The sequence below is a fragment of the Phytopseudomonas daroniae genome (assembly GCF_004327285.1).
Taxonomy (GTDB): Bacteria; Pseudomonadota; Gammaproteobacteria; order Pseudomonadales; family Pseudomonadaceae; genus Aquipseudomonas; species Aquipseudomonas daroniae.
In genome coordinates this window covers 166871-184039 of sequence record NZ_QJUI01000011.1, presented here as the reverse complement: position 1 = coordinate 184039, position 17169 = coordinate 166871, and the positions used below count along the sequence as shown (strand labels likewise).

The 17169-nt window shown below is 62.9% G+C and carries 16 protein-coding genes; 13 read left to right on the top strand and 3 right to left on the bottom strand.

Going from position 1 to position 17169, the window contains the following annotated elements:
* Positions 1–93: 93 nt before the first annotated feature.
* The 10 genes from DNK06_RS14385 (at position 94) to DNK06_RS14340 (ending at position 11382) form a co-directional block, all read left to right on the top strand.
* The gene (locus tag DNK06_RS14385; protein ID WP_131180674.1) at positions 94–1779 is read left to right on the top strand and encodes an ABC transporter substrate-binding protein; all 1686 of its coding nucleotides are present in this window, start codon (positions 94–96) and stop codon (positions 1777–1779) included.
* Positions 1776–2762 (top strand): ABC transporter permease, encoded by a 987-nt coding sequence (locus DNK06_RS14380; protein WP_131180673.1) that lies wholly within the window; start codon positions 1776–1778, stop codon positions 2760–2762. The genes DNK06_RS14385 and DNK06_RS14380 overlap by 4 nt, the downstream gene beginning before the upstream one ends.
* Positions 2759–3622: an ABC transporter permease gene (locus DNK06_RS14375; protein WP_131180672.1), complete on the top strand. Its 864-nt coding sequence runs from the start codon at positions 2759–2761 to the stop codon at positions 3620–3622. The genes DNK06_RS14380 and DNK06_RS14375 overlap by 4 nt, the downstream gene beginning before the upstream one ends.
* A complete protein-coding gene (locus DNK06_RS14370) occupies positions 3619–5322 on the top strand; it encodes a dipeptide ABC transporter ATP-binding protein (RefSeq protein WP_131180671.1) in 1704 nt (567 codons plus the stop codon). The genes DNK06_RS14375 and DNK06_RS14370 overlap by 4 nt, the downstream gene beginning before the upstream one ends.
* Positions 5323–5434: 112 nt before the next feature.
* Positions 5435–6820, top strand: coding sequence for an MFS transporter (locus tag DNK06_RS14365; RefSeq protein WP_131180670.1), 1386 nt, complete (start codon positions 5435–5437; stop codon positions 6818–6820).
* Positions 6821–7004: 184 nt separating this feature from the next.
* Positions 7005–7550, top strand: coding sequence for a GNAT family N-acetyltransferase (locus tag DNK06_RS14360; RefSeq protein WP_131180669.1), 546 nt, complete (start codon positions 7005–7007; stop codon positions 7548–7550).
* Positions 7551–7578: 28 nt separating this feature from the next.
* Positions 7579–9411 (top strand): ABC transporter ATP-binding protein, encoded by a 1833-nt coding sequence (locus tag DNK06_RS14355; RefSeq protein WP_131180668.1) that lies wholly within the window; start codon positions 7579–7581, stop codon positions 9409–9411.
* Positions 9412–9425: 14 nt separating this feature from the next.
* A complete protein-coding gene (locus tag DNK06_RS14350; RefSeq protein WP_131180667.1) occupies positions 9426–9881 on the top strand; it encodes an NUDIX domain-containing protein in 456 nt (151 codons plus the stop codon).
* Positions 9878–10888, top strand: a complete 1011-nt coding sequence (locus DNK06_RS14345) for an aldo/keto reductase (RefSeq protein ID WP_131180666.1) — start codon at positions 9878–9880, stop codon at positions 10886–10888. Before DNK06_RS14350 ends, DNK06_RS14345 begins: the two co-directional genes overlap by 4 nt.
* Complete coding sequence (locus DNK06_RS14340) at positions 10888–11382, top strand: AAA family ATPase (RefSeq protein ID WP_207389988.1); 495 nt, start codon at positions 10888–10890, stop codon at positions 11380–11382. The genes DNK06_RS14345 and DNK06_RS14340 overlap by 1 nt, the downstream gene beginning before the upstream one ends.
* A 24-nt stretch (positions 11383–11406) precedes the next feature.
* Here the strand turns inward: DNK06_RS14340 and DNK06_RS14335 are convergent, their stop codons facing one another.
* Entirely contained in the window at positions 11407–11847 is a 441-nt protein-coding gene (locus DNK06_RS14335) for a hypothetical protein (protein WP_131180665.1), read from the bottom strand.
* A 295-nt stretch (positions 11848–12142) separates the two neighbouring features.
* Between DNK06_RS14335 and DNK06_RS14330 the strand changes: the two genes are divergently transcribed.
* The 3 genes from DNK06_RS14330 to DNK06_RS14320 all read left to right on the top strand — a co-directional run bounded on the left by DNK06_RS14330 (position 12143) and on the right by DNK06_RS14320 (position 14762).
* Positions 12143–13132: an aliphatic sulfonate ABC transporter substrate-binding protein gene (locus DNK06_RS14330; RefSeq protein ID WP_131180664.1), complete on the top strand. Its 990-nt coding sequence runs from the start codon at positions 12143–12145 to the stop codon at positions 13130–13132.
* 75 nt (positions 13133–13207) lie between these two features.
* The gene (locus tag DNK06_RS14325; protein WP_131180663.1) at positions 13208–14041 is read left to right on the top strand and encodes an ABC transporter permease; all 834 of its coding nucleotides are present in this window, start codon (positions 13208–13210) and stop codon (positions 14039–14041) included.
* Between the two features lies 1 nt (position 14042).
* Entirely contained in the window at positions 14043–14762 is a 720-nt protein-coding gene (locus DNK06_RS14320) for an ABC transporter ATP-binding protein (RefSeq protein WP_131180662.1), read from the top strand.
* Positions 14763–14849: 87 nt separating this feature from the next.
* Here the strand turns inward: DNK06_RS14320 and ssuD are convergent, their stop codons facing one another.
* Both ssuD and DNK06_RS14310 read right to left on the bottom strand, forming a co-directional pair.
* Positions 14850–15986, bottom strand: coding sequence for an FMNH2-dependent alkanesulfonate monooxygenase (ssuD, locus tag DNK06_RS14315; protein ID WP_131180661.1), 1137 nt, complete (start codon positions 15984–15986; stop codon positions 14850–14852).
* Between the two features lie 81 nt (positions 15987–16067).
* Positions 16068–17168 carry a sigma-54 interaction domain-containing protein gene (locus DNK06_RS14310; protein WP_131180660.1) on the bottom strand — a complete coding sequence of 367 codons (1101 nt, stop codon included), beginning with the start codon at positions 17166–17168 and terminating at the stop codon, positions 16068–16070.
* Position 17169: the final 1 nt, after the last annotated feature.

Genomic DNA, 17169 nt, shown 5'->3' with positions numbered 1-17169 from the left:
GTCCGTTCGCTCGCCCGTAAGGCCGGTTTCACTGGGCCTCGGGCCTGGCACGCAGGGTGCAACAGACGCTTCGACATTCGGAATGAGCGTGACATGCCTATCTATACCCATTGCAAGCCATTCGCTCGGCAATGCCTCCCTGGCGGCCGACCAGTTCGTTCGCTAGGCGCCACGGCGCTCTGTGCCATTCTCCTTGCCGGCTGCGGGGCAGAGGTGGCGACCCAGGCGCGCAGTGACCAGCCCGTGAGCGGCGGCACCTTGATCTACGCCACCGATCGCGAGCCGACTTGCCTCGATCCGCATGTGGCGGGGGATATGCCGCAACTGTTCGTCGCCAGACAGTTTCTCGATTCGCTGGTGTCGATGAACGAGCAGGGCGAGATCGGCCCTTGGCTGGCCAAGTCCTGGGAAGTGTCCGAGGACGGCAGAACCTACACCTTTCATCTGCGTGACGATGTGCGCTTCACCGATGGCACGTCGTTCAACGCGCAGGCACTCAAGGCCAATCTCGAACACATCGTCAACCCCAAGACGCAGTCGAGTACGGCCGGCGGCTACATTCGCCAGTATGTGGACACCGACATCATTGACGAGTACACAGCGGCGGTGCGCTTGAATGCGCCCTATGCGGCGTTCCTCGAGGTGCTGGCCCAGGGCTTTCTGGGCATTCAGTCGCCGGCGGCGCTGCAGCGCAGCCGCGATGAAAATTGCCAGAGCCCGGTGGGCAGCGGGCCTTTCAAGGTGGTGCGCTGGGAGCGGCAGAACCAGGTGCTGCTCGAGCGCAACAGCGCTTACAACTCGGCGCCACCTACCGCATGGCATCAGGGGCCGGCCTACCTGGAACGTATCCAGTGGAAATTCATTCAGGAGCCCTCGGTTCGTTTCGCGTCGCTGCAGGCGGGGGAGGTCGACGTCATCGAGACGCTGCCGCCGGAGTCCCACGAAGCGGCGCGGCGCAACCCCGATCTGCAACTGATCATCGCCCAGCGCCCGGGCAACCCCACCAATGGCACCTTGAACATCACCCGTGCGCCGTTCGACGACGTGCGCGTGCGCGAAGCCTTCGTGCGCAGTGCCGATGTCGAGGGCGCGCTGAAAAGCGTGTACTTCGGCGAGTTTCCGCGTTCGGGCGGGCCGCTCAGCTCGGCGACCCGGTTCTTCAGCGCCGATTTCGAAGCCGCCCAGGCGTACGACCCGAAGCGTGCCGCCGAGCTGCTCGACGAGGCTGGCTGGACGCAACGTGACGAGCAGGGCTACCGAACCCGGGATGGCAAGCGCTTGCACGTCAACGTGGTGATCGGTAGCCGTACGGCGCCGTCGGAGCTGACCCTCTGGGAGCAGGTGCAGGCGACTGCCCGGCAGGCGGGAATCGATGTGCAGCTCGAGCAGATGAGCGACGTGCAGGCGACCAAGCGTCAGGCGGACTGGGAGTACGACATTCGCATTGGCTATTGGAACACCAATACGGCTGACGTCCTGCGCATCGTGTTTGGCTCCGAGTTCGTCCAGCCCGCAGGAGTTGGCGGCTATCACCAGAACACCGCTGGCTTCGCCGACCCGGACTTTGACTCGGTAATGAAAGCCGCGCTGGCGACCCAGGATGCCAGTGCCCGTGCGCGTCTCTATTACCAGGCCCAGGCAATCATCTCGCGTCAGTACCTGCAGCTGACCACCTACCCGCAAAGCACGCGCTTGGGCATCTACAAGACCACTCAGGGCGTGCACCTGGAGCCATCGCTGGCCGTTCCATATCTGTACGACGCATGGGTGAACAAATGAGCGATTCCGTTGCAGCATTCACGCCCGATCCTCGTCGTCAGCGTCGGGTCGCATTGGCCAGGCGATTTTTCCATCGGCTGCTGGGCGGCGCGTTCGTTCTCTGGGCGATTGCCACGCTGATCTTTTTCGCGCTGCGCCTGATGCCGGGCGATCCCGTGCTGGCAATCCTCGGTGGGCCGAGTGGCAATCCGACACCGGAGACCATCGCCGAGGCCACCCGCGAATACGGCCTGGACAAGCCATTGCCCGTGCAATACGGGCTGTACCTGGCGAAGCTGGTACAGGGCGATCTGGGCTCGTCCTACTCGCAGCACCTGCCGGTTACCCAGGTGCTGGCCGAGCAGTTCTGGCCAACTCTGGAGTTGACCCTGTTCTCGCTGCTGCTGGCCTGGCTGCTGGTACTGCTGCTCACGGTACTGACCGCCGGGCGCAGGCACTGGGTGGGTAGCCTGGCTTCCATGCTCGAGACCCTGGCCGCTTCCATTCCCCACTTCTGGCTGGCGATTCTGTTGCTGGCGGTGTTCGCCTTTGGTCTGCGCTGGTTTCCCCCGGCTGGCAGCGACGGCTGGCGCACCCTGATCCTGCCATCCCTGGCGCTGGCCATTCCTCTGGCCGGCTTCATTGCCCAGGTCACCCGTGAATCCCTGGAGCTGACGCTCGAGCAGCCTTTTGTGCTAACTGCCCGTACCCGAGGCTTGAGTGATATCGCCGTGCGCTTTCGCCATGCCCTTCGTCATGCCTTGCTGCCGGGCATTTCCCTCTCCGGTTGGGCCATTGGCTCGCTGATCAGCGGAGCGGTGGTGGTGGAAGTAATCTTCTCCCGGCGCGGTCTGGGGCGTCAGTTGTACCAGGCGGTGCAGGCCCAGGATCTGCCACTGGCCATCGGTATCAGCCTTGTGGTCGCTGCCGGCTACGTATTGATCAACGTAGTGGTCGATGCGCTCTATCAGTGGGTCGACCCACGCCAGGAGGCGACCGTATGAGTGAGTTGACGCTCAATACCCAAGTGCTTCCAACGCCTGTGCGACTACGCCGCCACAAACTGCCCTGGGCGGCTTTGCTGGCCGCAATGTTTCTGCTGCTGTTGATCATCGCGGCACTGCTGCCTCAACTGTTCAGCCATACCGATCCGCTGAGCATCGCACCGCGCGACGCATTCCAGGCGCCGAGCTGGGCACACTGGTTCGGCACCGATCAATCCGGGCGGGACATCTACTCGCGGGTGATTCATGGCGCCGGACAGTCACTGACCATTGGCCTGGCCGCGACCTTTCTGGCCATGTCCATCGCCATCTCCCTCGGTTTGCTGAGCGGGCTCGCCGGCGGGCGCACGGACCGCGCAGTGGGCTGGCTGCTGGAAATCCTCTTCGCGTTCCCTTCGCTGGTGCTGGCGCTGCTGTTCGTGGCCATTTTCGGCACCGGGCTGATTCCGCTGATCGTGGCGACCGGGCTCGGCGCGGCACCCGGCTATGCGCGGATGGTTCGCGGCCAGGTGCTCGCCGTCAAAGGCTCGGGTTATATCGAGGCCGCGCGGGCGCTGGGCCATTCGCCGCGGCGCATCATCCTGCGGCAACTGCTGCCCAATGCCATGCGCCCATTGCTGGTCACCGTGACCATGGGCATTGGCCAGGCGATCGTCTGGGCGTCGGCACTCAGCTTCCTGGGAATGGGCGCACCACCGCCTGCGCCCGAGTGGGGCACCATGCTGTCCATGGGGCGGGACTTCATTGCCAACGCCTGGTGGCTGACCTTCTTTCCGGGGGCCTTCATCGTCCTGACCACGCTGTCCACCACCGTCGTCGGGCGTTATCTACAGCAGCGGCTAGAGGGGCGTCTGTCATGAGTGAGCGCAGTCTGATCGTCGAAGGATTGTCCATCACCTTCGCGGATCGTCAGGTGATCCGCGATCTTTCATTCACCCTCGAGCCGGGCAAGGCCGTCGCTCTGGTCGGTGAGTCCGGTTCCGGCAAGAGCGTCACAGCGCGCAGCCTGGTGGGGCTTGCCGGCAGTGGCGCACAGGTCAGCGCCCGCCGTCTGAGCTACGCCGGGCATGATCTGTTGACCTTGTCCGAGCGGCAATGGCGCCGATTACGCGGCAAGGAGATCGGCTTCGTATTGCAGGATGCCCTGGTGTCACTGGATCCGCTCCGGCCGGTGGGCAAGGAAATTCTCGAAGTGTTGCAAATCCACGACTGGGGTACTCGCCATGAGCGTTCCGCGCGGGTTCTGGAACTTCTGGAGACGGTTGGCGTTCCAGAACCCGAGTTGCGTGCCCGGCAGCGCCCGGATCAGCTCTCTGGCGGGTTACGCCAGCGAGCGCTGATCGCCAGCGCACTGGCGCTGACGCCAGGGCTGATCATCGCCGATGAGCCGACCACCGCGCTGGATGCCACCGTGCAGGCGCAGATCCTTGGCGTATTGCAGGAGATCAAGGCACGGGGTGATTCCCTGCTGATCATCAGTCACGACCTCGCCGTCGTGGCGCAGCTCGCCGATGAAGTCGTGGTGCTCAGGCAGGGTGAAGTGGTGGAGCAGGGGGCCATGCAGCAAGTTCTGCAGAACCCGCAGCATCCGTATACCCGCTCGCTGCTCGATGCCGTACCGACCGAGCATCCACGCGGTACGAGACTATCGCCAGGGCGTGGCAAGGCCGGCCCGGTTCGCAGTGCAAACTCGGATACCTCCGTATTACTGACGGCCAATGGCCTCGGCAAGCGTTATCAGGGCCCGGATGGGCAGATCCGTCAGGTCGTGGACGATGTGTCCTTCGAGCTGCGTGCGGGACAGACGCTGGGAATCGTCGGTGAATCCGGCTCGGGGAAAACCACCGTGGCGCGCATGGCGCTAGGCTTGCTGCCCGCCGATCAAGGTGTGGTTCACTTTCTCGGCCAGCTCTGGAACGGCATCGGCGTCGAGGAGAAGTCCCGGCGCCCATACCGCCGTGCGATCAGCGTGATCTATCAGGATCCACTCAGCTCGTTCGATCCGCGTTGGAGCGTCGGGCAGATTCTCGCTGACGCGCTGGAGGTAGCGGGTGTTCCGGCAGAGGTTCGCCAGGAGCGCGTCAGCGGACTGCTGGACAAGGTGCGCTTGCCGGCCGATATCGCCGCTCGCCGGCCGCTGCTGTTGTCAGGTGGGCAACGCCAGCGTGTGGCCATCGCGCGAGCCATCGCCAGCGAGCCGCAGCTGATCATCTGTGATGAACCGGTATCGGCGCTGGATGTCTCGGTGCAGGCCCAGGTGCTCGACCTGCTGGCGGATCTGCAGGCTGAACTGGGCCTGGCGTACCTGTTCATCTCCCATGACCTCGGGGTGATCCGCCACGTCAGTGATGAAGTACTGGTCATGCACCAGGGGCGCGCCATCGAACATGGCCCGGTCGAATCGGTGTTTCTTGCCCCGCAGCAAGCCTATACCCAGCGCCTGCTGGGGGCCGTGCCGCGGTTGCCGGGTGCAGGCGTCGACCTGATCGTTCCGCCTGCCGAGCCGGAAAGCCCCGCACTGCTGCTCGACGAGGCGCGGTTGTGGCGAATTGCCATTTGAATGGCATGACCCTTTCACATCGCGGGCGCCACGGCTGGCAGGTTCTCGACTTGCGGAGTAAGGAAACCAAAGTGGGTCTTCTGACCGATCCGTTCCGGGCGGCGCTTACCTGATGGCGAGTGAATCGTTTTCCCGCACGGTGCCGATCATCATCGGCTGCGCACTGTTCATGGAGCTGCTCGACGCGACGGCGGTGCTTACGGCGCTACCGCAGATGGCGGCGGATTTCGGCGAGCCGACGGTGCGCATGAACCTGGTGGTGTCGCTGTATCTGCTGGCTGTGGCGCTGTTCGTGCCGGTTAGCGGTTGGGCGGCAGATCGATTTGGCCCGCGGCGGGTGTTCATCGCAGCCATCCTGCTGTTCATGCTCAGCTCGCTGGCCTGCGCGGCCTCCAGTTCATTGCTGCAGCTGTCACTGTCACGGCTGTTGCAGGGGGCCAGCGGGGCGATGATGGTTCCGGTCGGGCAGGTGATCCTGCTGCGTTGGGCGCGCCGCGAGCATTTGCTGCAAGCCATGGCCTTTCTCTCCATCCCGGCATTGCTCGGCCCCGTGCTTGGCCCGCCGCTGGGTGGGCTGCTGGTTACCCTGTTGTCGTGGCAATGGATCTTTCTGATCAATGTGCCCATCGGCGTGCTGGGTATCCTGATGATCCGCCGCCATGTGCCGGAATACCCGGCGCAGCCGCAGGCGAAGCTCGATGAACGAGGTTTCGTTCTCAGTGGCCTCGGCCTGGCCAGCCTCGTTTTCGCCTTCGAGGCCATTGGCCACGGCTTGCTGCCCACACCCTGGATCATTGCGTTGCTGTTGCTGGGGGTGAGCAGTGCGACTCTCTATGTGCGCCATGCGCGGCATGCACCGCAGCCATTGATCGATCTGCGGCTGTTGCAGGTGCCGACTTTCGCTACGGCCATCTGGGCCGGGAACCTGTTTCGTCTCGGCAGTGCTTCACAGCCGTTTCTGCTGGTGCTGCTGTTTCAGGTCGGCTTCGGTCTCAGTCCGCTGGTGGCCGGCCTGCTGACACTGGCCGGGGGCGCCGGAGCACTGACAATCAAGTTTCTCTCTGTGTGCATCGTCAAACGCTTCGGCTTTCGCCGCACCTTGCTGGGCAACTCCTTGCTAGCGGGGGTCTCCATCGCACTGTGTGCGCTCTTCGATGCGCAGACGCCGTACTGGTTGATCGTGGTCTTGCTGTTCGTTGGCGGCGTCATTCGTTCGCTGCAGTTCAGTACCCTGGGGGCTTTGACCTTCTCTGACGTGCCCGTGGAGCTGGCAAGTCGCGCCAGCAGTCTGTCGGCGATGTCCATGCAACTGAGCATGAGCCTGGCGATAGGACTGGCAGCGGTAGTACTGAGCGCGATCATGAATCTTCGCGGCCACACCGAGATCCATGCTTCCGATCTGAGCCTGACCATGCTGCTGTGCGGATTGCTGTGCGCGTCATCCTGGTTGCTGTTTCGTCGCCTGGGACAAAAGGCGGGCAGCTCGGTCACTGGTTGAGCCGATGCTGTTACCAGGCAGACAGCGTTCCAGCAGTTTGCCCAGAGGGACATTTTCCAACTGCCGCTGTTTAGGCCTAACCATTTGATTTTATTTGGGTTATAGCGTTGGCACGGGCTGTGCTCCATGGTTAGGCCGGCAATTGTGCGGCGAGCGTGAAGAATGGGCGGGAGGCCTGTGAGAAATGACCTCAATTGCAGCCAGTGTGCTGATTCGCCCACCGCAGGCAGGAGATGCACGGGCTATCGCGGAACTTCACATCCGCAGTTGGCAGGTGACCTACCGTGACCTGCTGTCGGCTGCTTATCTTGCCGCACTGAGCGATAGCCTGGAGCGTCGTGTGGCCTGGTTCGACAAGGCCATAGCAGCGGGGGAGCCGGTGATTCGAGTCGCCGAGGCCCAGGGACGCGTGCTGGGCTGGTGTTCGTTTGGCGCTAGCCGTGATGAAGGCTTCGCGCCTGCGACCGGCGAGCTGATGGCCATCTACCTGCTGCCGGAGGCCTGGGGGCAGGGCATCGGCTCCCGCCTCTGGGTGGCGGCCCGGCAGGCAATGCAAGACGCCGGCTACCGTGCCGTTACCGCCTGGGTGCTGGACGGCAACGAGCGTGCTGCCGGCTTCTACCGTAGCGCCGGCTTCGTCGCCGATACCGCCAGCCAACGCACCTTCGAGGAGAACGGCGAACCCCTGCCGCTGACCCGCTTCAATCTGCAACTTGCCACTCCGGCGTAACCCTACCTGCCGCAAGGATTCGTACGCCATGAGCGTTTTCAGATTGACCCCGCGCCCCCCGAGCGACCCGCTCGACTGGAAGATCCGCAGCTTGCCGGATACCCCGCTGCAGTTCGTGCTGTTCTTCGTCAGGCACTACAAACCCTGGTATCTGGCCATCCTGCTGCTGCAGGTCGCTGCGGTGATATGTACCATCCTCGTGCCCTGGGGGCTGGGGCAGATCACGCGGCTGGTCAGTGAGGGGCTGAGCGTGGAGAACGCTCGGGTGATCCTGCAATGGCCGGTATTGGCGTTCGCAGGCCTGATACTGCTCGAGGTGCTGTTCACCCGCAGCGCGACCGGCTGCCATATTCGGGTGCTGCCGCAGCAACGCCGTACCGTGACGCATACCGTATTCGCCTATCTGCAGCAGCATTCTCATCGCTTCGTCAGCAGTGAGTTCGCCGGCGCCCTGGCGCACCGGGTTTCCGAAGTGGCCCTGGGCGTCAACCAGACGCTGAGCATTCTGCTGTTCGATCTGATTCCCCTGGCCGTCACCCTGATTCTGGCCACCGCTCTGCTGTGGACGGCATCGTCGCTGCTGGCCTTGCTGATGTTTGGCTGGTCGGTGCTGTTCATCGCTGTTTGCTATCACCTGGCCAAACGCAGCCATCCGTTGGCTCAACAATATTCAGCGGCCCGCAGCACCAGTAATGGAAAGGTGGTCGATGCAGTGAGCAACCTGACCAACATCCGCCTGTTCGCTCGCCACTCCTTCGAACACGATTATCTGGGGGACTACCTGGAGCGTGAGGTAGGTGCTGCTTATCGCTCGTTTGGCTACATGGAAAAGATTCGCTGGTTCCAGTCGATATCGGGAATGCTGCTGAAGATCAGCGTGCTGGTGCTGTCGCTTTACCTGTGGCGTAGCGGGCAGATCAGCATTGCCACGTTCGTCATGGCCACCAGTCTTTCGTTGTTGATCATCAACGATGTGGCCAGCCTTTCACGGCGATTCCTCGAGTTCTTCGAAGCATCGGGCAATATCGCCAATGGCGTTCGCACGCTGATCCGTCCCCACGAAGTGGTAGACAAGCCAGATGCCAGCAGCCTGCAGGTCAGCCGGGGAGAGGTGGCATTTCGTGATGTCGCCTTCGGTTATTCGCCAGGCAAGCCGATCTTCGAGCACCTCGAACTGGTCATCCCCGCTGGACAGCGCGTGGGCTTGGTAGGCTCCTCCGGCTCGGGAAAATCGACCTTGCTCAACCTGTTGCTGCGTCTTTACGACGTCAATGGTGGCCAGGTGACGATCGATGGCGTGGATGTGCGTGAAGTCACCCAACAGTCACTGCATCAACAGATCGGGCTGATTCCCCAGGAACCGGGGCTTTTTCACCGCAGCATTCGCGAAAATATCCATTACGGGCGGCTCGATGCGTCCCAGGAGGAGCTGGCGGCAGCCATCCATCGAGCCGGGGCGAGTGCCTTTATCGAGTCGATGGACAAGGGCTACGACTCGTTGGTCGGTGAGCGCGGCGTCAAACTGTCCGGCGGGCAGCGCCAGCGCATCGCCATTGCCCGCGTCGTGCTGAAGAACGCGCCGATACTGGTGATGGACGAGGCCACATCGAGCCTGGATTCGATCACCGAGCACTTCATTCAAAACAAGCTGGACGAGATCATGGATGGCAAGACGGTGATCGTGGTGGCCCACCGGCTTTCCACCGTTGCCCACCTGGATCGCATCGTGGTTTTCGACAAGGGGCGCATCGTCGAGGATGGCAGCCATCAGGAGCTGCTCAAGAAACGCGGTTATTACTACCGGTTGTGGAGTCGGCAATCCGATGGGATGGTTCATGAGGATGCCGTGCAAACAGTTTGATTGGATACGTCGTTATGCATGAGGTCTTGAAGGCGGTCGCGTGCGTCATACAGGAAGGCAGCCTACTGTGTTTCCGGCATCCGTTGGCCGGCAACCAGGTACCCAAGGGCACGGTGGAGTCGGGCGAACTTCCCGAGCAGGCAGTCGTTCGCGAGTTGTTCGAAGAAACCGGTGTCGTCTTCGGCGGTGACGTGCAGGCTCTCGCCGTACTCGATCATGAGCGCCACGGTGCGTCCGGGGACGTGCAGATCCAGCGCTGGCACCTGTTTCTGTTGCCGGTGTCGGGTTTGCCGCCCGCCTGGACGCATGGCGCCTCCGGCAGCGAAGCCGAGGATGGCTTATGTTTCGAATGTTTCTGGCAGCCGCTCGAGCTGCCAGCCTTAGGCTTCCACGAGTCGTTCGAGCCAGTGATCGAGCGTGTTCGTGAGGCTGTATTGAGTCGGCCTGAGGCCGACAGGAGAATCAGATGAGTCTTGAATATCGTCGCCTTGGCCGTTCCGGCCTGCAGGTTTCGCCGCTAACCCTGGGCAGCATGATGTTCGGTGGGCAGACCGATGCCAGCGTGTCGCAGCGCATCATCGACACGGCCTTCGACCAGGGCGTCAATTTCATCGACACGGCTGACGTCTACAACGATGGGCGTTCCGAAGAGATCGTCGGCCAGGCCATCGCCGCACGACGTGATGATTGGGTACTGGCCTCCAAGGTCGGTATGGGCGCCGCGGATGGCGTGGTCAACCGTCGCGGGCTGAGTCGCAAGAACGTACTGCGCGCCATCGAGGGTAGCCTGCGTCGGCTGGGTGCCGATTACCTGGATATCTACTACCTGCATCGTGAAGACCCTCTCACTCCGCTGGAGGAGACCGTTTCAGCCATCGGCGACCTGCTGCGCCAGGGCAAAATCCGTTACTGGGGTGTTTCCAACTACCGTGGCTGGCGTATCGCCGAGATCGCCAACGTTGCCGAGCGCCTGGGTGTGGCCAAGCCAGTCGTCAGCCAGCCGTTGTACAACTTGGTCAACCGGCAGGTCGAAGTGGAGCAGATTACCGCGGCTGCCTTCCATGGCATTGGCGTGGTGCCCTACAGCCCACTGGCCCGTGGCGTGCTCAGCGGCAAGTACCAGCCTGGCGTCGCGCCGCTTGGCGACAGCCGTGCAGGGCGTCAGGACAAGCGTATTCTCGAGACGGAATGGCGTGACGAATCGCTGCATATCGCCCAGCAGATCAAAGGGTATGCCGAGCAGCGCGGCGTCGGCGTGGTGGAGTTCGCCATCGCCTGGGTGCTCAACAACGCGGCAGTCTCCTCAGCCATCGTTGGCCCGCGAACCGAGGCTCATTGGGCCACCTATACCAAGGCGCTGGAGGTGCTCATCACTGCCGAGGATGAAGCTTTCGTCGATTCACTGGTTACGCCTGGCCACGCATCGACACCCGGCTACAACGATCCGACGCACTTCGTTTCCGGCCGGTTGAGCTGATGCCGTCGGTGCTGGCGGGGCGCATCGTCAATCCTGACGACTACCTGGAAACGCCAGCCGGGCGGGTATTCACCGCCGAGCGCAGTCACCAGGCATGGGAGCAAGCCTATGCCGCTTTGGAGGCGCTGCTGGCGCAGGCAAGCAGGCTCTATCTGGTCATGGGCGTGCAAGGCGCGGGCAAGTCGAGCTGGGTTGCCCGTCATGCCACTGGCCTGGAGGGGCACGCAGTGATCTTCGACGCGGCCCTGCCGGCACGCCGTCATCGCGAACGCATGCTAAAGCCGGCCCGAGCTCATGACGTACCGGTAACTGCGGTGTTCGTGCAGGCAAGCCTGGAACAGGCTCTATCACGCAACGCCGCGAGGGCACCGGACAAGATTGTGCCGGAGCATGCGCTGCGCAGCGTTTTTGCAATGCTGGAAGTGCCTTCGGTTGAAGAGGGGATCGATACCGTCATCCTGCACCGCAGTGCACTGAACAGCGCAGCCGAATGACCTGCGCTTTCGTTATGCACTGCCCTAGGAGCGATTCACCAGATCGACGAGGTGGTTCAAGAGAAAGTCATTGCTGAACTGTGACAAGAAGGTATCGGCCGACGAAAAGACAATCCATTGCCCGTGCTCTTTTCGAATGATCAGCGATGGATGTTCGGGGGACAGGTTGCTGACGATCACCCGCAGGGACGAGTCGATGATGTCAGGTTTGATATCAACGGTGTTCCCTGCGAGGACGATCTTGAGTGACTCGAGCTCGACTATCGCGCCGTCGAATGCGTGCTGCTCTTCGGTTCGGATCAGATCGAGGCCACCAACGCCGGAAATATCGACATTCACCATCCTGAACAGCTCGGCCAACTGTTCCCTGGCCACGTTGATTTGCCTGTTCCGCTCGGCGATGGCGTCATCGGTTCTTTCTCGGTAGATCTTCAGGGCTATTACCAAATCACGTTTGCTTGCCATTCCGTTGGTTCCTCGGTGATGTCGTCTGACTCTAGTCGAGCATTTTGACAACTGCCAAATGCCATCGCCCTGTCGCCTGAGCTGGGCGTCGTGGCAATTTCAGCCTTCAATTGTTTGTCCAGCAACAGTGGATGTGCAGTTTGCCTGTGGGGTGGCAGGTGAGCGCGCTAAAGCCCTCGTGAATCGGGCTGCGGGCGCTGGCATGAGTGCTGCAAAGCCACAGGTAATCGCGGAGTCGATCTGAGTGTCGTGCCAGATCGAAAAATGCCGCGTCATTTCCTGTCAGGAGCATTCCATGCGCCAATCCCGCGTCGCCAATTCGTTCGTACGGCTGCTGGCTTTAGCCGCTACCGCCTTCACCCTGTCTGCTCCGCTTCAGGCGGCCGATCTGCCCAAGGAGCTGAAGCTCGACTACGCCTATTACTCACCGACCAGCCTGGTGCTCAAGCGCTTTGGCTGGCTGGAGGAGAGCGTAGGCCCCGATACCAAGGTGAGCTGGGTGTTCAGCCAGGGCAGCAACCGCTCCCTCGAATACCTCAACAGCGGCGGTGTGGATTTCGGATCCACCGCAGGATTGGCCGCAGTGCTGAGCCGTGCCAATGGCAGCCCGATCAAGACCGTTTACGTCGCCAGCCGCCCGGAGTGGACGGCACTGGTGGTGGGCAAGGACTCGCCGATCAAGACCCTGCAGGATCTGAAAGGCAAGAAGATCGCTGCCACCAAAGGCACCGATCCCTTCCTGTTCACCCTGCGCAGCCTGGCCACGGTCGGCCTCGACAAGAACGATGTGGAGCTGGTGCACCTGCAGCATCCGGATGGCCGCACCTCCCTGGAAAAGGGTGACGTCGATGCCTGGGCCGGTCTCGACCCGCTGCTCGCCGCCAGCCAGTTGCAGGCCGGCTCGCGCATTCTCTATCGCAATCTCGACTTCAACAGCTACGGCGTGGTGAGCGTTACCGAGAAGTTCGCCAAGGAGCATCCGCAGGCCATCGACAAGGTGCTGGCAGCCTACGAAAAGGCGCGCGAATGGGCCCGCGCCAATCCCGAAGAGCTCGCCAAGATTCTCTCCGAAGAAGCCAAGCTGCCGCTGGAAGTGGCCAAGCTGCAACTGCAGCGCACCGACTTCAGCAACGCCCAGCCCGGCTCTGAACATGTCGCAGCGCTCAAGGCTGCCGCACCCATCCTGCTCGAAGAGCAACTGGTACGCCGTGGTACTGACGTGAACGCCGTGGTGGACGCACTGATCGAGCCAGCGTTCGGCAAGCAGGCCATCGCCGCCAAATAAGGCGTGAGTGCAGCGCTTGCCGCCATTCGCTGCGGCAGCGCTATGTTCACGTCGCTTCAACAATCGGAGCCTTTCATGACAATCAAGAGCAAGTCGCTGCCGGCTTTGCGCCGTTCCCCATGGAAACCGGGGTTCGATGCCAGTGCCTGGCGTCGGCGCGCCAAGGGATTGGTCATCCCGCTGCTGCTGATCGTGTTTCTGGAAATCGTGGTGCGCATCGGCTGGATTCCGTCCTATCAGATGCCGGCGCCCAGCGAGATCGTGCTGACCCTGCACGAGCTGGCCGAAGGGCCGCTGTGGGGGCATATCGGCGCCAGCCTGGCGCGGGTGTTCGCCGGTTTCGCCATCGGCGCCGGGCTGGCCTTGCTGGTGGCCGCCTGGGTTGGCCTGAGCCGTGAGGCTGAAGCCTATCTGGAGCCCACTTTCGCCGGGCTGCGGGCGATTCCCAGCCTGGCCTGGGTGCCGCTGCTGTTGCTCTGGCTGGGCATCGACGAGACCTCCAAGGTCGTTCTTATCGCCATCGGTGCCTTCTTTCCGGTTTACGTCAACGGCGTCGCGGCCATCCGTAACATCGATCGCAAGCTGGTCGAGGTGGGCCAGATGTATGGCTTCAGTTCGCGTCGCCTGGTCTGGCGCATCCTCTTGCCGGCGGCGTTGCCCGGTCTGATGACTGGCTTGCGCAGCGGACTCAGCCTGGCCTGGATGTTCCTGGTCGCCGCCGAACTGATCGCCGCCACGAGGGGGCTCGGCTACCTGCTCACCGACGGCCGGGAAACCTCGCGGCCGGATATCGTCCTGGCCTCGATCATCGTCCTGGCACTGCTCGGCAAGCTCAGCGACGGCCTGTTGGCCAAGCTGGAGCAGCGTCTGCTGGGCTGGCGTGACGCATTCAACGGCAAGGAGGTTTGAGATGGCTGCGTCATTGCTGGATATACGCGTGGAGCGCAAGAGTTTCGCTGGCGTGACCGTACTGCAGAACGTCGGTCTGTCCCTGGGCGAGCGGGAGATCGTCAGCCTGCTGGGCCCCAGTGGCTGCGGCAAGAGCACCTTGCTGCGTATCGTCGCGGGGCTGGAACGTGAGTTCAATGGCCGCGTGCAGCTCGGTGAGCAGGGCGGCGACGTCTCTTTCGTGTTTCAGGAGCCGCGGCTGATGCCCTGGCTCACGGTGGAGCAGAACATCGGTTTTGCCGACGACCGCGACTACGACCGTGAGCGAGTGGCGCAACTGATCGCCGAAGTGGGGCTGGATGGTTTCGCCAAGGCGCTGCCCAAGGAGCTCTCCGGCGGTATGGCGCAGCGCGTGGCCCTGGCCCGCGGGCTCTATTCGCGGCCGCGGGTGTTGCTGCTCGACGAACCCTTCAGCGCGGTGGATGCCTTCACCCGCATGAAACTACAGGATCTGCTCCTCGAGCTTGCCAAGCACCATGCCATCGCCCTGCTGGTGGTGACCCACGACGTGGACGAGGCGCTGTATCTCAGTGACCGGGTGCTGGTGATGGGCAGTCGCCCCAGCGGCATCCGTCAGGAACTCATCGTCAACCTGTCGCGTCCCCGAGACCGACGCGATGGTGAACTGTCGCGGCTGAAAGCCGAAGCGCTGACCGAGCTGCACCTGGCCCATGCGATCTGAGTATCGTGTCTGGTGAATGATGATTCCGGGCAGGGCTCTCCAACTGGCAGATCCCGCCCGGGATGTGTCACTCGTCCATGGGCAGGATCAAGCCGCGTTCTCCTTCTTCTGGCCAGCGCGGATATCGAAGGCGCCGCCGGTAAAGGCGCCATCGACGGTGACCTTGCCCTTGCCAGGCAGCAGCGGGAACACCAGTTCGGCAAAGCGGTAGGCTTCTTCCAGGTGCGGGTAGCCGGAGAGCACGAAGCTGTCGACGCCCAGGTCGGCATATTCCTGAAGACGTGCAGCTACCGTTTGCGGGTCGCCGACCAGCGCGGTACCGGCGCCTCCGCGTACCAGGCCAACGCCGGCCCACAGGTTGGGCGCCACCTCCAGTTTGTCGCGCTGGCCGCCATGCAGTGCCGCCATGCGCCGCTGACCTTCGGAATCCATCTTGGCGTAGTTGCTTTGCGCGGCGGCAATGCTCTCGTCGTCCAGATGACTGATCAACTCGTCGGCCGCCGCCCAGGCGGCGTCGTTGGTCTCGCGCACGATCACATGCAGGCGTACGCCGAAGCGCACCGTGCGGCCATAGGCGGCTGCCCGGGCACGCACGTCGGCGATCTTCTCGGCCACTGCCGCTGGCGGCTCGCCCCAGGTCAGGTAGGCGTCGACATGCTTGGCTGCCAGGTCGTGGGCCGCAGGGGACGAGCCGCCGAAGTACAGGGGCGGGTAGGGCGTCTGTACCGGCGGGAAGAAGTTCTGCGCACCGCGTACCTTGAGGTACTTGCCATCGAAGTCGACGGTTTCGCCTTGCAGCAGCTGGCGCCAGATGGTGAGAAACTCGTCGGAGGCCTCGTAGCGCTGATCATGATCGAGAAACACACCGTCCGCTTCCAGCTCGGTGGCGTCGCCGCCCGGCACCACGTTGAGCAGCAGCCGGCCGCCGCTGGCCTGGTCGAGGCTGGCCGCCTGGCGTGCCGAGGCGGTGGGGTTGCCAAGCGAGGTGCGCAGGGCAACCAGCAGTTTGATGCGCTGGGTGACCGGCACCAGGCTCGCCGCCGTGACCCAGGGATCGAGACAGCTGGCGCCGGTTGGAATCAGCAGGCCATCGTAACCGAGCTGATCGGCTGCCACGGCGATCTGCCGCATGTAGGCGTTGGTGGCGGGGCGCCCGCTCCCGGAGTGGCCCAGGTAGCGGGTGTCGCCGGAGGTGGGAAGAAACCAGAATATGTCCAGGCTCATGAAGTGCATCCTTTACGCGATTGTTGGGGAAGGCGATTCACGCGCCTTCGTCTATCGCATGCTCGGCATGGGCATCGAGTGTCATATCGACAGGTTGATGACCCGGTTGCCCTGCGAACTTTGCGCAGGTTTTCGTTTGTTGACGACCAGCTCGCCAATCGCGATCAGCCGGGCCCGCGTGACGTTGCGCGTCAGCCCCAGCAGGCTGGCGGTATGCACCTGGTTGTAGTGACTGAAGCGGTAGGCGGCCCTTAGCAGGCTATCTTCGACCTTCTCGTGAAGGGCGCCGCTCTGCTCTTCGAACAGCCGCTGGAACGCCCGCTGCAACAGGGCCTCGGCGGACTCATCGACGGGCGGCGTGCCATCCTGGCGTTCGATGCGCATGTTCGACAGGCGCAAATCGTCGCGCTCGATCACACCGGCGCGGCAGATCAGCAACGTATGGTGGATGACATTTTCCAGCTCACGGATGTTGCCGGGCCAGCTGTAGTTGACCAGCTTGGCCTGTGCCTCGTCGGTCAGGCGTACCTCGCCGTAGCCCAGGCGGTTGCTGTAGGCCGTGATGAAGTGACGGGTCAGCGGCAGAATGTCGCCAGGGCGCTCGCGCAGCGGATGCAATTGCAGGCTGACTACATTCAGGCGGTAGTACAGATCCTCGCGGAAATGCCCGGCGTTGATGGCCTTTTCCAGCTGCACGTTGGTTGCCGCCAGCACCCTGACGTTGATCGGAATGCTTTTGCGTGAGCCCAGGCGTACCACCTCGCGTTCCTGCAGAACGCGCAGCAGCTTGACCTGAATGGGCATCGGCAAGTCACCGATCTCGTCGAGGAACAGGGTGCCGCCGTTGGCCTCTTCGAACCAGCCGGCCTTGGCGGCCAGGGCGCCGGTGAAGGCGCCCTTTTCGTGGCCGAACAGCTCGGCCTCGACCAGCGATTCGGAGAAGGCTCCGCAGTTGACCGCCATGAATGGCCCGTTGCGCCGGCCGCTGAGGTTATGGATATGCCGCGCGACCAGTTCCTTCCCTGTACCGGTTTCGCCGATTATCAGGACGCTGGCCTCGCTGGGTGCGACCTGTTGTAAGTGGGCGAGCAGCGCCTGCGATTTTGGGTCTTCGAAAACCTGTGCGGTTGCCCGAATCGAGGTAGCCAGTGCGGGAGAGGGAGGAAGCGTCAGCAGCTGCATG

Excerpts from the sequence above, each read along its gene's own strand:
- DNK06_RS14385 (WP_131180674.1), top strand. The coding sequence starts at position 94 with ATGCCTATCTATACCCATTGCAAGCCATTCGCTCGGCAATGCCTCCCT.
- DNK06_RS14380 (WP_131180673.1), top strand. The coding sequence starts at position 1,776 with ATGAGCGATTCCGTTGCAGCATTCACGCCCGATCCTCGTCGTCAGCGT.
- DNK06_RS14375 (WP_131180672.1), top strand. The coding sequence starts at position 2,759 with ATGAGTGAGTTGACGCTCAATACCCAAGTGCTTCCAACGCCTGTGCGA.
- DNK06_RS14370 (WP_131180671.1), top strand. The coding sequence starts at position 3,619 with ATGAGTGAGCGCAGTCTGATCGTCGAAGGATTGTCCATCACCTTCGCG.
- DNK06_RS14365 (WP_131180670.1), top strand. The coding sequence starts at position 5,435 with ATGGCGAGTGAATCGTTTTCCCGCACGGTGCCGATCATCATCGGCTGC.
- DNK06_RS14360 (WP_131180669.1), top strand. The coding sequence starts at position 7,005 with ATGACCTCAATTGCAGCCAGTGTGCTGATTCGCCCACCGCAGGCAGGA.
- DNK06_RS14355 (WP_131180668.1), top strand. The coding sequence starts at position 7,579 with ATGAGCGTTTTCAGATTGACCCCGCGCCCCCCGAGCGACCCGCTCGAC.
- DNK06_RS14350 (WP_131180667.1), top strand. The coding sequence starts at position 9,426 with ATGCATGAGGTCTTGAAGGCGGTCGCGTGCGTCATACAGGAAGGCAGC.
- DNK06_RS14345 (WP_131180666.1), top strand. The coding sequence starts at position 9,878 with ATGAGTCTTGAATATCGTCGCCTTGGCCGTTCCGGCCTGCAGGTTTCG.
- DNK06_RS14340 (WP_207389988.1), top strand. The coding sequence starts at position 10,888 with ATGCCGTCGGTGCTGGCGGGGCGCATCGTCAATCCTGACGACTACCTG.
- DNK06_RS14335 (WP_131180665.1), bottom strand. The coding sequence starts at position 11,847 with ATGGCAAGCAAACGTGATTTGGTAATAGCCCTGAAGATCTACCGAGAA.
- DNK06_RS14330 (WP_131180664.1), top strand. The coding sequence starts at position 12,143 with ATGCGCCAATCCCGCGTCGCCAATTCGTTCGTACGGCTGCTGGCTTTA.
- DNK06_RS14325 (WP_131180663.1), top strand. The coding sequence starts at position 13,208 with ATGACAATCAAGAGCAAGTCGCTGCCGGCTTTGCGCCGTTCCCCATGG.
- DNK06_RS14320 (WP_131180662.1), top strand. The coding sequence starts at position 14,043 with ATGGCTGCGTCATTGCTGGATATACGCGTGGAGCGCAAGAGTTTCGCT.
- ssuD (WP_131180661.1), bottom strand. The coding sequence starts at position 15,986 with ATGAGCCTGGACATATTCTGGTTTCTTCCCACCTCCGGCGACACCCGC.
- DNK06_RS14310 (WP_131180660.1), bottom strand. The coding sequence starts at position 17,168 with ATGCAGCTGCTGACGCTTCCTCCCTCTCCCGCACTGGCTACCTCGATT.